Source organism: Bacillus sp. S10(2024), assembly GCF_050473865.1.
Taxonomy (GTDB): domain Bacteria; phylum Bacillota; class Bacilli; order Bacillales; family Bacillaceae_G; genus Bacillus_A.
The window spans coordinates 476581-490525 of the sequence record NZ_JBFLUR010000002.1 but is presented as its reverse complement, the minus strand read 5'-3'; the positions used below and the strand labels follow the sequence as shown (position 1 = coordinate 490525).

General features: G+C 37.1%; 14 protein-coding genes. 1 reads left to right on the top strand and 13 read right to left on the bottom strand.

Going from position 1 to position 13945, the window contains the following annotated elements; genetic code table 11:
- Positions 1-119 precede the first annotated feature (119 nt).
- From fabG to AB1280_RS02610, 7 genes are all read right to left on the bottom strand, one after another.
- The gene (gene fabG / locus AB1280_RS02640) at positions 120-863 is read right to left on the bottom strand and encodes a 3-oxoacyl-[acyl-carrier-protein] reductase (protein WP_429754797.1); all 744 of its coding nucleotides are present in this window, start codon (positions 861-863) and stop codon (positions 120-122) included.
- Positions 863-1807: an ACP S-malonyltransferase gene (gene fabD / locus AB1280_RS02635; RefSeq protein ID WP_429754796.1), complete on the bottom strand. Its 945-nt coding sequence runs from the start codon at positions 1805-1807 to the stop codon at positions 863-865. The genes fabG and fabD overlap by 1 nt, the downstream gene beginning before the upstream one ends.
- 15 nt (positions 1808-1822) lie before the next feature.
- A complete protein-coding gene (gene plsX, locus AB1280_RS02630) occupies positions 1823-2815 on the bottom strand; it encodes a phosphate acyltransferase PlsX (RefSeq protein ID WP_429754795.1) in 993 nt (330 codons plus the stop codon).
- Positions 2812-3402: a transcription factor FapR gene (gene fapR, locus AB1280_RS02625; RefSeq protein ID WP_272188169.1), complete on the bottom strand. Its 591-nt coding sequence runs from the start codon at positions 3400-3402 to the stop codon at positions 2812-2814. Before fapR ends, plsX begins: the two co-directional genes overlap by 4 nt.
- Before the next feature lie 87 nt (positions 3403-3489).
- A complete protein-coding gene (recG, locus tag AB1280_RS02620; protein WP_429754794.1) occupies positions 3490-5538 on the bottom strand; it encodes an ATP-dependent DNA helicase RecG in 2049 nt (682 codons plus the stop codon).
- Between the two features lie 465 nt (positions 5539-6003).
- Entirely contained in the window at positions 6004-7680 is a 1677-nt protein-coding gene (locus AB1280_RS02615) for a DAK2 domain-containing protein (RefSeq protein WP_272188171.1), read from the bottom strand.
- A 22-nt stretch (positions 7681-7702) separates the two neighbouring features.
- Complete coding sequence (locus AB1280_RS02610; RefSeq protein WP_000021111.1) at positions 7703-8065, bottom strand: Asp23/Gls24 family envelope stress response protein; 363 nt, start codon at positions 8063-8065, stop codon at positions 7703-7705.
- A gap of 376 nt (positions 8066-8441) precedes the next feature.
- Between AB1280_RS02610 and rpmB the strand changes: the two genes are divergently transcribed.
- Positions 8442-8630: a 50S ribosomal protein L28 gene (rpmB, locus tag AB1280_RS02605; RefSeq protein ID WP_000124776.1), complete on the top strand. Its 189-nt coding sequence runs from the start codon at positions 8442-8444 to the stop codon at positions 8628-8630.
- Between the two features lie 71 nt (positions 8631-8701).
- On the opposite strand, the gene spoVM is transcribed toward rpmB, so the two are convergent.
- The 6 genes from spoVM to AB1280_RS02575 all read right to left on the bottom strand — a co-directional run bounded on the left by spoVM (position 8702) and on the right by AB1280_RS02575 (position 13945).
- Positions 8702-8782, bottom strand: coding sequence for a stage V sporulation protein SpoVM (gene spoVM, locus AB1280_RS02600; RefSeq protein ID WP_020059192.1), 81 nt, complete (start codon positions 8780-8782; stop codon positions 8702-8704).
- Positions 8783-8846: 64 nt separating this feature from the next.
- The gene (locus tag AB1280_RS02595) at positions 8847-9488 is read right to left on the bottom strand and encodes a thiamine diphosphokinase (RefSeq protein WP_429754793.1); all 642 of its coding nucleotides are present in this window, start codon (positions 9486-9488) and stop codon (positions 8847-8849) included.
- 88 nt (positions 9489-9576) lie between these two features.
- Positions 9577-10221, bottom strand: coding sequence for a ribulose-phosphate 3-epimerase (gene rpe, locus AB1280_RS02590; RefSeq protein ID WP_272188176.1), 645 nt, complete (start codon positions 10219-10221; stop codon positions 9577-9579).
- Positions 10222-10223: 2 nt separating this feature from the next.
- Complete coding sequence (rsgA, locus tag AB1280_RS02585) at positions 10224-11105, bottom strand: ribosome small subunit-dependent GTPase A (RefSeq protein ID WP_429754792.1); 882 nt, start codon at positions 11103-11105, stop codon at positions 10224-10226.
- A 117-nt stretch (positions 11106-11222) separates the two neighbouring features.
- Entirely contained in the window at positions 11223-13184 is a 1962-nt protein-coding gene (gene pknB, locus AB1280_RS02580) for a Stk1 family PASTA domain-containing Ser/Thr kinase (protein WP_429754791.1), read from the bottom strand.
- 8 nt (positions 13185-13192) lie between these two features.
- Entirely contained in the window at positions 13193-13945 is a 753-nt protein-coding gene (locus tag AB1280_RS02575; RefSeq protein ID WP_272188179.1) for a Stp1/IreP family PP2C-type Ser/Thr phosphatase, read from the bottom strand.

Here is a 13945-nt window from a genome sequence, read left to right as displayed (position 1 = left end):
CCTTTAAAAAGTATAGACAAACCATTACTGTTTTTAATTCATTCGCTCTCCTCAAGACATCATATTTAATATTGTACAGAAAAACGAAATGAAATCAACCTATTTCTATAGTTTCTTGCTTACATCACCATGCCGCCATCAACATGAAGTGTTTGTCCAGTAATATAACGACTTGCATCTGATGCTAAAAAGGCAACTGCATTTGAAATATCTTCAGCTTCTCCAAATTTTGCAATTGGAATTAATTTTAGCATTTCGTTCTTCACATCTTCCGCTAATACACCTGTCATATCTGTTACGATAAATCCAGGAGCAATCGCATTCACTGTAATATTACGACTTGCTAGCTCTTTTGCTGAAGTCTTTGTTAATCCAATTACACCAGCTTTTGCTGCAACGTAGTTTGCTTGTCCTGGATTTCCAGTAACACCGACAACAGAAGCGATATTAATAATGCGTCCATGACGTTGGCGCATCATATAACGAGATACAGCCTTTGTACATAAAAAGACACCTTTTAAGTTTGTATTAATAACCGCATCCCATTCTTCCTCTTTCATACGCATTAACAAATTATCTTTCGTAATGCCAGCGTTATTTACAAGAATGTCGATTTGACCAAATGTATCTACAGTTTGTTTTACCATGTCAGCGACTTCTTCGCCACTTGCAACATTTGCTTTTACTGCAATTGCTTCTGAACCTAAATTTTTAATCTCATCAACAACTTCATTTGCTTTCAATTCGTTTCCTGCGTAGTTTACAACTATTTTTGCACCTTGTTTTGCCAAATCTAATGCAATTGCACGGCCAATTCCGCGAGATGCTCCCGTTACTAACGCAACTTTGTCTTTTAATAACATTAGCCTTCTCCTCTCAGTTTCGAAATGGTATCTTTCATTGTCTCCTCATCGTATATCGCATATACTTTCGCAGACGGAGCAATTGATTTCATAAGACCAGCTAAGACTTTTCCAGGTCCAATTTCAATAAATGTATCTACACCTAGTTCTACCATACGTTCAATTGATGGATACCATAGTACAGGGGAATAGAGTTGTTCAATTAATTTTTCTTGAATGTCTTCTTTACGCGAAGTACAATCTGCTGTTACATTTGCAATTACCGGAATTTTTGCATCTTCAATCTCAATTTCATTTAGCACGTCTCGAAACCTCTCAGCCGCTGGTTTCATAAGTGATGAATGAAACGGACCGCTAACTCGTAGCGGAATCGCACGCTTTGCGCCGTTTTCTTTCGCTTTTTCTGAAGCCAATTCTACACCTTGCTTTGTACCAGAAATTACAATTTGCTTTGTGCTATTCATATTCGCAATTTGAACAGGATAACCTTCATTCGTCACTTCCTCAGTTACCTGCTTTAACATATCAGGATCTGCTCCCAAAATAGCCGCCATGGCACCTTCGCCATTTGGCACAGCCTCTTCCATGTATTCACCACGTTTTCTAACAGCATATACACCATCTTCAAATGATAGAGCACCTGCTGCTACTAGTGCACTATACTCACCTAAACTATGTCCTGCAACATAATCAGGTGTAATATCGTACTGCTCCAATACCTTTAAAATTGCAATACTTGTCGTTACCAATGCTGGTTGTGCATTGGTCGTTAACGTCAATGCTTCTTGAGGTCCTTCAAAAATAAGCGATGAAAGAGAATCCTTTAAAATTTCATCAGCCTGACGAAATACTTTTGTAGCCTCTTCATAACTTTCTGCTAATTGTCTTCCCATTCCAACTGCTTGTGAACCTTGTCCCGGAAAAAGAAATGCCAGTTTTCCCATTTCAAACCCTCCTCATTATTGAAGCGGTTCTTCCTCCATTACACTCTTAATAGTAGGAATAACTTCCTTCGCTACCATTTCCCGTGTTTGACGAATCGCGCTAAAAATTGATTGATCATTTGAAGAACCATGTGCTTTGATGACAGGAGCTTTCAATCCAAATAAAGCTGCTCCTCCATACTCTGAATAATCCATTTTATCTTTTAATACCATTAATTTTGGTTTTAATACCGCTGCCGCTAGTTTGCTTGTAAATGAACTCATTAATTGCTCTTTTAGCATCGAGAATAAAGATATTGCAGTTCCCTCTAACGTTTTAAGAGCCACATTTCCAGTAAATCCGTCACAAACAACTACATCCGCTACACCTTGTAACAAATCTCGTGATTCTACATTTCCAACAAAGTTAAGTGGTGCATCTTTTAGCATTGCAAAGACTTGTTTAGAAAGCTCGTTTCCTTTTCCATCCTCAGTTCCAACATTCAAAAGCCCTACACGAGGATTAGAAATTCCTCTTACTTTCTCTGCATATACAGATCCCATTACAGCATATTGATACAAATGAATTGCTTTCGCATCGACATTTGCACCAACATCCAGCATAACAAAGCCTTTTCCATCTACTGTTGGCATCGTAGGAGAAAGAGCAGGGCGCTCTATCCCTTCTATACGTCCTATTACAAATAATCCAGCTGCCATAAGAGCCCCTGTATTCCCAGCTGAAATACAAGCATCAGCTGCACCTTCTTTTACTTGCTGCGCAGCAAGTACCATAGAAGCTTGTTTTTTCCGGCGTACTGCTCGCACCGGCTCATCTGTCCCTTCAATTACTTCATCTGTGTGCAGCACTGTAATACGCTCTTCGCTTGTTAAATATTTGCGAATTTCATCTTCTTTTCCGACTAAAATAATATGTAAATCTGAATATTGCTTAATTGCTTTCATTGCTCCGAGTACGACAGATTTCGGAGCATGATCGCCGCCCATTGCATCAATTGCGATTCTCATAGGTTGTTACCTTCCTCACTATAGTTACTAGATCGATACATTTCAAAAGTGCCAGCAAAAACAAGTTCATCTCCAACAAAACTTTGCACTTTGACAACCGTCCGTCCTTTATCATTCTCTACATCTTCAACACGCGCTTTTGCAACAACACGCTCTCCTAATTTTACAGGACGAATATATCGAATGGTAGACTTCGCAGTTAAAGCTAATTCTTCATCAATAACCGCAACAGCTAATGAGTTTGCTTGCGCAAATAAATGATGTCCACGAGCAATTTGATTACGTTTAAAGACATGTTCTACTTTCACTTCAAAAATAGAAATCGCATGTCTATCTAATTCTATATCAATAATTTCTCCTACCACTTCATCAAGCGGTAAAGATTTTACATCTTCTTCATGTTGTTTCGTTGCCACATGTTTTATTCGTTCTCGTAATTCCGGAATCGAAAGTTCCATTCGATCAAGACGAATTGTTTGAATACTCACTTGAAATTGTTCAGCTAATTCTTCATCCGTAATAAACGGATTCGCTTCTATTGTTTGTTGTAACAACTCTTGTCTTTCTTTTTTTCTTCTCTTTTTCATTCCGCACCATCCATTTTTATGACTAGGTACTAATAGTAGTATATAAGCATTAAATACAGAATGCAACATTTTTTTACTTCTTGCGCTTTAATCCAGTTTTTCTCCTTGAAAAACACCTGATTTCTCTAAATATCTTCGCAGCATTTCATACTGTTCGCTTTGCCAAAAAGCAGTCGATTCAACAAGTAACGCAGCATCTTGCCTTGCTGTTTCCAATGCTCGATAATCATGTACCATATCAGCTAATTTAAATTCAGGTAAACCACTTTGCTTGCTCCCAAAGAAATCTCCAGGACCACGTAATTCCAAATCTTTTTCTGATAGAACAAATCCATCATTTGTCTCTGTCATAATACGCATGCGTTCTTTTCCTGTTTCCGATTTCGGATCAGCAATTAAAATACAATAAGATTGTTCACTTCCACGTCCCACACGACCACGAAGTTGATGAAGTTGTGATAAACCAAAACGTTCTGCATCATAAATAACCATCGTTGTTGCATTCGGTACGTTCACACCAACTTCTACAACCGTTGTTGAAATGAGAATTTGCACTTTATTTTCACTAAATTGATGCATTACTTCATCTTTCTCCTGAGAAGAAAGACGACCATGCATCAGACCAACTTGAAATTTGCCTTGATAATGATGAGTTAGCATACTATGCAAATCAATTGCGTTTTGCACATCCAGTTTCTCTGATTCTTCAATTAATGGACAAATTACGTATGCTTGTCGTCCTTTTTTCACTTCTTTCTCTACAAATCCAAGAACACGTTCAAACATATCATGTTTCGCCCAGTACGTTTCAATGACTTTACGACCTGCCGGCATCTCATCAATAATGGATACATCCATTTCACCAAACGCAGTAATTGCTAATGTACGAGGAATTGGTGTTGCTGTCATAAATAAAACATCTGGATTTTCTCCTTTTTCCCTTAACACACGACGCTGCGCTACACCAAAGCGATGTTGTTCATCCGTAATTACAAGCCCAAGCCTGTGAAATATGACTTCATTTTGAATTAAAGCATGTGTTCCAACGAGAATATCAATTTCCCCTTGTTCTAGCCTTGCTAGTATCTCGCGACGACGCGCTCCCTTTACAGAACTTGTTAATAATTCAATATTCATATTAAAATGAGAAAATGTAGATACTAAAGATTGATAGTGCTGCTCCGCTAAAATTTCTGTCGGTACCATTAATGCCCCTTGATATCCAGCTAATTTTGCAGCATACAAAGCAATTGCAGCCACTACCGTTTTCCCAGAACCTACATCACCTTGTAGTAAACGATTCATTCGATATGGGGACTGCAAATCTTTCATAATTTCTGTAACAACACGCTGCTGCGCATTTGTTAACGGAAAAGGAAGATTACTTATAAACTCTTCTAATTGTTCAAGAGATATATCTTTTTTTGTTCCCTTCGAACTTTCCCGCTCCATTTTCCGAAGTGCTTGCATCTTCAATTGGAACAAGAAAAATTCTTCATATACGAAGCGGCGACGCGCCTGTTTCATATCTTCTTGTCCACTAGGAAAATGCAAGGCATGCAGTGCTTCATAACGGGATAATAACTTGTAACGCGACAACAATCCTTCTGGCAATACTTCTTTCACATAAGAACCATACTCTTTAAACGCCCCCGCAATAAAACGACGCATTTGTTTTACCGTCAATTTCCCTTTAACTGAATATACCGGTTCCACTTCTTGCTGACGAACAACCGGCCCAAAGTGAAGTTCAGATACCGAAATCATTTGACGATGTTGATCCCATTTCCCAGATATCGTTACCGTTTCATCAATATTTAATTTCTGCTTATAGTAGGGTCTGTTAAAGCATACAGCTGTAATTAAATAACGACCCACGAGAACACGTACAGTAAGACGAGATTTCTTTTTTCCATAATATTGTAAAAGAGGTGCGCTATGTACTTTCCCTTCTACAGTTACTCGTTCTTCATGTTTAACTTCAGCCAAATCTTTCATCGCATAGTCTTCATAACGATACGGAAAATGCTCTAGTAAATCAGAAACCGTAAAAATCCCCATCTCATTTAGTAATACAGCTGTTTCTTCCCCAATCCCTTTCACATCCGTAATTGGAATTTGCACCACTTCATTCAAGATCTTCACGCCCCGTCAAATCTTATTCCTAACCTTTCATATATAACACACATCTTCTTTACTTGTAGGTTATATCTCAACAATGGATTACGTATTTCCGTTTTCACGTTGAATACACAATCGCTACCTCTCCTATTCTACCATAGCATCAAGAAAGCATAGTAGTCATTTCAGCTTTCCTAATCTTATATGTATTCATTTGAATTTTCCGACACGTAAGTTCTACTATAAATCTATACTCGCTTTCTCTTTTTGCTTTAAACTTTGCATGTGAAAAAGACGAACCGTTTCTATGCCAGGGATGAAGAAAACCCTACTGATGGAAGTTTTACTTTATTCCCCAAAAAAAAAAGAGAACCTCACTACTTCTGCTAGCAAGGCCCTCTCATCATTTATATTAGTTCATCTCATTATAGAGTAATCACATTTTAACCAGAAATAAAACTTCATAATAAAGTGTTCACTTTATTCAACAGAAAAAATGAATGAATATAGGGGTTGGTTTCCATTATGAACTTCCACTTCTACATCTTCAAATTTTTCTTCTACAAATGTTACTAATGCATCCACTTCTTCTTCCGATGCATCTTCACCTTGTAGAATTGTTAAAATTTCCGCATCTTCATCAAGCATATTTTCTAACAATTTTTTCGCAGCTGAAATTTTTTCTGCATCTGTTGATACAATTTTCCCATCCGCAATGCACATGAAGTCATCTTTATTAATTGTTACACCATCAATTTCTGTATCACGAACCGCATACGTGATTTGGCCTGTTTTTACATGAGCAAGCGCTTCGTTCATTTGCGCTTCGTTTTCTTCAAGAGTTCCTGCTGGATTGAATGCAAGCATAGCTGCCATACCTTGAGGAACTGTTTTTGATCGAACAACAATTACTTCTTGATCCACTACAGAAGCCGCTTGCTCTGCAGCCATTACAATATTACCATTGTTCGGTAATATAATAACTTTTTCTGCATTCGCTTCTTCAATCGCTTTTACAATATCTTCTGTACTTGGATTCATCGTTTGACCGCCTTCAATAACAACCGTCGCACCGATGCTTTCAAACAATTCTTTAATACCAGAACCCATTGCCACTGTTACAATTCCATAAGGCTGTTTTTCTGCAGGTCGTTTTACTTCTACATGCATCGCCGCAGGCTCATCTAATAAAGCAGTATGTTGTTCACGCATATTCTCTACTTTAATCTTGATTAAACTTCCATAACGTTGTCCATAATTCATCGCATCTCCAGGATGCTCTGCATGAATATGAACTTTTACGATTTCATCATCAGATACAACAAGCAATGAATCACCATACACACTAATCTCTTCACGGAATTTTTGCTCAGAGAAATTATGTTCTTGCATTTTCTCTTCGTCTAACTTAACCATAAATTCTGTGCAGTAACCGTATTTAATATCCTCTGTACTTAATTGGCTTTGTACACTACGGTGATGCTCTGCACGTACCATTTCATTCATAGATGGTTGTGTTGGCTCATTAGAGGCGATTGTTTCACCTTTTAAGTCTGCTAGAAATCCTTCATATACAACAACAAGACCTTTCCCACCGCTATCTACAACACCAACTTGTTTTAATACAGGTAATAAATCAGGTGTACGATTTAATGATGCATTCGCTTCTTTCACAACTTCTTCCATAAACAAAACGAAGTCGCGCTGTTTTTTCGCAACTGTGACTGCATGTTTACTCGTTTCCCTTGCAACAGTTAAAATTGTTCCTTCAATCGGCTTCATAACTGCTTTATATGCCGTTTCTACACCCGCTTCTAACGCATCGGCAAAATCAGTTGTTGTTAATTCTTCTTTTTGTTCAATGGATTTCGAAAAGCCACGGAACAACTGAGATAAAATAACACCTGAGTTACCACGCGCTCCCATTAATAATCCTTTAGCTAAACTTACTCCGACTTTACCAGCGTGTTGTGAAAGATTTCCTTTCACCTCGCGCGCACCTGAAGTCATCGATAAGTTCATATTTGTACCGGTATCGCCATCTGGAACTGGAAAAACGTTTAAAGCATCAACAAGTTGAACATTGTTTGTTAAATTATTTGCTCCTTGTATGATCATTTGTGACAAACGTTTTCCATCAATTTTTTGAATTGACACAGTTCTTCCTCCTTAATGCACTTTACAAGTTTATAACTTTAACTCCTTGTACGTAGATGTTTACAGAATCTACTGCTAGTCCTACCGTTTGATCTAGTGTATATTTCACTTTCGTTTGGACGTTATGTGCTACCTCTGAAATTTTTGTACCATAGCTAACGATAATATACATATCAATATGTACTTCATCTTCGTCTTTACGAACAATAACGCCTCTAGTGAAGTTTTCTTTTCGTAAAATTTCTGTTAACCCATCTTTTAATTGGTTTTTAGAAGCCATACCGACGATGCCGTAACAGTCTACTGCAGCGCCTCCAGCAATTGTTGCAATTACATCTGTACTAATATCAATTTGACCGTACTTTGTCTTAATTTCAATTGACATCTCGTTTCCCCCTTCTGAAATGGTGAAAGTGAGCTAGACTACTCTATTTACTATCATATAATCTTTTCAAAGAAAATTCCATCGTTCTTTCTTTTCGCTCTTACATTTATATAATAAAATAGCACTTTTTTATGGTGAGCAAAATAGTCCATTGTTATTATACAACATATACCACTACAATATGTCAAGTGATTTTTCTTGATTTCAGCTTTTGATTTCTTACATATAGTGTCAAGTAATTTTTCTTGATTTCTTTTTTATACAGTGTTGCATTCTCTTTTTAGTTGTGTTAAATTATAGTAGTGTTTTTAGCATCGCATAAAAGACTAACATTGAAAATTACGTAGGTTACGGTAGATAAGGGAGGGAAATATAGATGGCTCGTGTTTGTGCTATTACTGGAAGAAAAGCTCGTTCTGGTAACTCTCGTTCTCACGCAATGAACGCTACAAAACGTAAATGGGGCGCTAACCTTCAAAAAGTTCGCGTACGCATTGACGGTAAAGTTCAACGTGTTTACGTTTCTGCTAGAGCATTAAAATCTGGCAAAATCGAACGTGTTTAATAATAAAAAAGAGAGCCCGTTGGCTCTTTTTTTATTATGCTCATGAAAAAAGCACCGGTAATAGGTGCTTTTTATCCTTTTTTAAAGGTATTCAATACCGCGCGAACAATTCCACCAAGAAATTTCGGTAACTTAATTGTATAAAATCTCATGGTTTCCCTCCTAATCCCCATTACTCCACTTGTTTACTATAGACGTCGCAACAAAAGCATTTCTTCAATCAGTGCTTCTTATCACCATTAATATGCCAGAAGTAAATGAAAAAGTACCTTTTTCCGCAACGAGTTCATTACTAATACAAAGTGTCGATCCCCATTTTATCGTTTTATCAGTAAGAAGATATTTAAAGCCTCGAAGTGTAATTCCCGTTACTATTTCTGTCACTGGAACAAAAGATATATAAGGAAATGATGGATTTTTTTCAATTATATATGTGCCCGATTCTCTAACTGAAATTTCATTTTTATAATCTACAATGCTTATATTGGTATTGGATTGCAAACCTTTTATTAACATTTGAATGTTTGCTAAACTATGATCCAACCTTCCACCTGTTGCACCAAAAATACGAATTTGTTCTGGTTGTTGCTCTAAGGCCCAGTTAATCGCAATCTCTAAATCAGTTTGATCCTTTTCTTTCGGTACAATATGCAAATCATGTTTCTGCTTTTGCATCCACTCTAGTTCCTCTTTTGTAACAGAATCATAATCACCAAACGCTACTTTTGGCATAATTCCAAACTGCAACAAATGGTATACTCCGCGATCAACAGCTGCCCATACAACGTCTTCACTCTCATATTTAGAAAAATCTGCCCAGCACTCTACTGGACCTCCAGCTAAAATATGAATAATCATGTTCTCTCTCCTCCTATAGAAAAAAGGCAATCTGCTAATAGCTAGATTACCTTTTCTTTTAAATAATTTACTATCTACCGCTTTATTCTTATCCGCGAATCGCAGCAATTGCTGCTCCGCGATCTTTTTCATTATATACGGCAGATCCAGCAACAAGAACATTCGCTCCTGCTTCTACACATAGTTTTGCTGTTTCTACATTTACGCCGCCATCAATTTCAATCTCTACTTCCAAATTACGTTCACGAATCATATCAGCAACTTGTTTAACTTTTGGCAATACAGAATGAATGAATTTTTGTCCACCAAATCCTGGATTTACAGTCATAAGCAGAACCATATCGATATCTTCTAATACGTGTTCAATCATGGAAACTGGTGTATGTGGATTTAAAACAACACCTGCTTTAATGCCTTGTGATTTAATTAATTGAATCGTCCGATGTAAATGCGGGCAAGCTTCTACATGTACCGTAATAATGTCCGCACCTGCTTTAGCAAAAGCCTCAATATACTGATCCGGATTTTCAATCATAAGATGAACATCTAATGGTAAAGAAGTAATCGGGCGAATAGCTTCCACAATTAACGGTCCAATTGTAATGTTTGGAACAAAATGTCCGTCCATTACATCGACATGTATATAATCTGCTCCGCCTTTTTCTACATCTTTAATTTCTTCTCCCAATCTTGAAAAATCTGCTGATAAAATCGATGGTGCAATTTTAATCATAATTAATACCTCGGCTTTCTCTCTCTAATTTCTTCAATAAATTGCACATAGTGCTCATAACGATAGTTTGTAATATTCCCTTCTTCTACCGCTTCTTTCACCGTACACTTCGGTTCAGAAAGATGTGTACAACCTCTAAATTTACAGTATTGACTCTGTTCTTTCAACTCTGGAAAACAATATGTGAGATCTTCTACTTCTATATCGATGAAATCGAGTGAACTAAATCCAGGTGTATCCGCAACAAGCCCACTCCCTACTTCAATTAATTCTACATGTCTTGTCGTATGCTTACCTCGCCCTAAATGAGCTGAAATCCCACTCGTTTTTAGCGCCAAATCTGGACGTAATACATTTAAAAGCGAAGATTTCCCTACACCAGATTGCCCAGCTACAACGGAAACGCATCCTTCTAAAAATGGCTTTAACACTTCTATACTTTCTGATGTTGTCGTTGAAGTGAATATAACATCATATCCAATTCCCCTGTAATCCTTTGCATATGCTTCAATCTTTTCACGTGTTTTCACATCCACTAAATCCATCTTACTAATACAAATAATTGGCTTAATATTATGAAACTCAATTAACACTAAAAACCGATCTAATAGTAATGGATTGAATTCTGGCTCTACAGCTGAAAACACAAGAAGTGCTTGATCGATATTCGCAATCGGTGGACGCACAAGCTCATTTTTTCGTTCTAATATTTCTAGAACATATCCTTCACTCGGGTTCTCAGCTTGAAATACAACTTGATCACCAACAAGCGGTGTAATCTTATGTTTACGAAATACACCACGTCCTCGACACTGTGTTATCCCTTCTTCATGCTGCACATAGTAGAACCCACTTAAAGCTTTTATAATTTTCCCTTCTGGCATACATTCTCTCCTTTTTTACCTTGTTCTAAAAGACATAAAAATAGCTATTCATAATACAATTTAGAACGAGATTCGCTCAACTCACCATTTATAATTATTTTTAATAGGAGTTTCACTTTATTGCGTCGGGTACAAAACTTCTTTTTCAATTAAGGTCGTTCCATCACGAACAATTTTGTAACGCCCTTTTTTTCCTTCTTGAATAATAAACTCAAGAGAGACTGTCGTTGACTCCGTTATTGTTCTCGTTTCAAACGGTTTATCCATAGTGTTTTGCATATCTTCTTTATATATTTCAATCTTTTGCGGCGTTTTTTCTCCAGTTACTGGCCCTTGATACTGAATTGGAATATTGTCAATTTTTACAATTTTTGTTGGTTTTTCTTTCTGTCCTTCAGAGACAGTAATCGTTACTTTTGCCCCTTCTTTTAAATTCGTATCTGGCTTTGGTGATTGTGAAATAACAAGCCCTTTATCCACTGTATCGGAATATTCTCTCTTTATTTCCGGAATAAGTTTTTTTTCATTTAAATAGCTATTTACGCTATTTTCTGCCCAACCAGAAAAATCAACGAGTTGGATTTGTTTTGGCCCTTTACTAATCCATACTTTTACCTCTTGCTCTTCTTCTATAATAGATTGTCCTGCTTCTGGACTTTGTAACACAATTTCACCTTGCGGCTTTTCACTTTCAATATAATCAGGAACAACCCCTTTATATGGAGTCAATTCATCCTTAATCTTTTCATAATCTTTCCCTATCAAATTAGGCATTTTTTTCTTTTGCTTTCCACCTGATTTGAAAATCGTAATTTTTGTACCTTCTCGTACAACTCGTCCTGCCGCTGGACTTGTTTTAATAACCTTACCTTCTTCCACTTCATTTGTATATATAACTTGAGGTGACGTCAAATCGAATCCTTTAAGTGTATTCACTGCTTTTTCATATGTCATTCCAGACACATCTGGCACTTTGACTTCCTTTGGAATAAAGAAACCCGGAATCACCGTCACTGCCAATATTCCACAAACAACTAAAAATAGGAATGTCGTCAACAAAATTTTAAGCCAACGATTGTTCTTTTTCTTTTTTTGTTCTTCTTCTGGTTTGTCCTGTTGCTTTTCTTCTTTTAACTTTCCAGGTAAAATAATTGTTTCTTCAGTATTTGTATTTATTAACTGTTCCTGCTGAATAATAGGAATTGCTTTTGTGGCTTCCATATCTTCTGGTATACGAAAAGGTTGTTCATTTATTCGCTCTGGATATAACGCCGTTTCAATGTCACGTTTCATTGCATTTACAGACTGATAACGATGAAACGGATCTTTCGCTGTTGCTTTTAAAATAATGTTTTCTACACTTTGCGGAATATCAGGATTCCATCTTTTGGGAGATGGTGTTTCATTTTGTAAGTGTTTAAGTGCAATTGAAACAGCAGATTCTCCGGAAAATGGCGGCCTTCCAGTTAATAGTTCAAACATTACAATTCCAAGAGAATAAATGTCGGATTGCTTATTTGCAACACCACCTCTTGCCTGTTCAGGAGATAAATAATGAACAGAACCAAGAACAGAATTTGTATGTGTTATAGTGGTTGCACTTGTCGCGGTTGCAATTCCAAAATCTGTAACCTTTACAACACCATCATCTCGAATTAAAATATTGTGAGGCTTAATATCACGGTGGACAATTTCAAAATGATGCGCATGAGCCATTGCTGCAGTTAATTGTTCCATAATATCAATTGCTTCTTCTACAGGAAGAATGCCTCGCTGTTGTATGTATTGTTTTAACGTTTGACCTGGTACATATTCCATAACAAGATAATAGATTCCATCTTCTTCTCCAACATCATACATATTCACAATATTAGGGTGCGATAACGTTGTAACCGACTGTGCTTCTCGATGGAAACGCTTAATAAATTCCTCATTATTTGAATAATCAAGCCGCAACATTTTTACAGCTACATCGCGATCGAGTATATCATCATGCGCCAAATATACATTGGCCATTCCCCCGCCGCCAATCATTTTAAGTAGCTTGTAACGGTCATTTAGGCGTCTTCCAATCATCACGTTGTCATTCACCTACTTTCGTTCGCCAAGTCCGCATAATCAATAATGACAAGAGTAATATTGTCTTCTCCTCCAAAATCATTTGCAAGCTGCACAAGCTGTTGACTTTTTGTTTGCAAAGGCTCAGCAGACTGTAAAATTTCTTGCATATTACTCATCGCAATTTTATTAGATAATCCATCTGAACAGAGTAACAACTGGTCTCCCTCTTCTAATACTAAGGTTTTCACATCTAATATAACGGTTTCTTCCGTTCCAAGCGCTCTAAGTAAAACATTTTTTCTTGGATGATACTCAGCATCTTCTTTGGAGATTTCCCCATGCCGAACGAGTTCATTTACGAGGGAATGATCTTCTGTAACAAGTGACATATAATCATCTGATAACATATAACAGCGACTATCTCCTATGTGACCAATCGTCACAAAAGTATCCGTACATATAGCAGCAACGATTGTTGTTCCCATTCCACTACACTCTGGATGTTCTCCAGAATATTTGTATACTCGTTCATTAATAATTTGTGCATGATTATGTAACCACTGTTCTGCTTTTTTAGGGGTATCCATATTATACGTTTGTTTCCAGTAGTCATGGAACAATTGGATCGCCATCGAGCTAGCAACATCGCCTGCTCGATGACCTCCCATTCCATCTGCTACAACCGCTAAAATATCTCCATCTAAATTACAAAATACTCCTGCACTATCTTCATTATGTTGACGAACTTTTCCTTTATCTGATAGAAACACGGTTTTCAT

Excerpts from the sequence above, each read along its gene's own strand:
- rsgA (WP_429754792.1), bottom strand. The coding sequence starts at position 11,105 with ATGCCAGAAGGGAAAATTATAAAAGCTTTAAGTGGGTTCTACTATGTG.
- AB1280_RS02595 (WP_429754793.1), bottom strand. The coding sequence starts at position 9,488 with ATGATTATTCATATTTTAGCTGGAGGTCCAGTAGAGTGCTGGGCAGAT.
- rpe (WP_272188176.1), bottom strand. The coding sequence starts at position 10,221 with ATGATTAAAATTGCACCATCGATTTTATCAGCAGATTTTTCAAGATTG.
- AB1280_RS02575 (WP_272188179.1), bottom strand. The coding sequence starts at position 13,945 with ATGAAAACCGTGTTTCTATCAGATAAAGGAAAAGTTCGTCAACATAAT.
- spoVM (WP_020059192.1), bottom strand. The coding sequence starts at position 8,782 with ATGAGATTTTATACAATTAAGTTACCGAAATTTCTTGGTGGAATTGTT.
- fapR (WP_272188169.1), bottom strand. The coding sequence starts at position 3,402 with ATGAAAAAGAGAAGAAAAAAAGAAAGACAAGAGTTGTTACAACAAACA.
- plsX (WP_429754795.1), bottom strand. The coding sequence starts at position 2,815 with ATGAGAATCGCAATTGATGCAATGGGCGGCGATCATGCTCCGAAATCT.
- fabG (WP_429754797.1), bottom strand. The coding sequence starts at position 863 with ATGTTATTAAAAGACAAAGTTGCGTTAGTAACGGGAGCATCTCGCGGA.
- AB1280_RS02610 (WP_000021111.1), bottom strand. The coding sequence starts at position 8,065 with ATGTCAATTGAAATTAAGACAAAGTACGGTCAAATTGATATTAGTACA.
- rpmB (WP_000124776.1), top strand. The coding sequence starts at position 8,442 with ATGGCTCGTGTTTGTGCTATTACTGGAAGAAAAGCTCGTTCTGGTAAC.
- fabD (WP_429754796.1), bottom strand. The coding sequence starts at position 1,807 with ATGGGAAAACTGGCATTTCTTTTTCCGGGACAAGGTTCACAAGCAGTT.